The organism is Frankia umida (assembly GCF_023242945.1).
GTDB lineage: Bacteria > Actinomycetota > Actinomycetes > Frankiales > Frankiaceae > Frankia > Frankia umida.
Genome location: NZ_JALKFT010000129.1, coordinates 1 through 275 on the forward strand (window position 1 = coordinate 1; position 275 = coordinate 275).

At 66.5% G+C, this 275-nt stretch carries 1 protein-coding gene; it reads left to right on the forward strand.

Annotated elements, in window-relative coordinates; genetic code table 11:
• On the forward strand, positions 1–275 hold a 275-nt coding region (locus tag MXD59_RS27905; protein ID WP_248827215.1), incomplete at both ends, for a cytosine permease.

Here is a 275-nt window from a genome sequence, read left to right on the forward strand (position 1 = left end):
GGACCGCGCCACTCAAGATCGTGATCTGCTTCGTGCTGCTGGGCTGGGTCTACCAGAAGGCCGGCGGCTTCGGCCCCATCATGGAGCAGCCTTCGCAGTACGCGCCGGGCGGCCCCAAGGCGGGCCAGTTCATGTCGGTGTTCTGGCCGTCGCTGACCGCCATGGTGGGCTTCTGGGCGACGCTGGCGTTGAATATTCCGGACTTCACGCGCTTTGCCAAATCGCAGAAGGACCAGGTGGTGGGCCAGGCCATCGGCCTGCCCGTGCCCATGGGC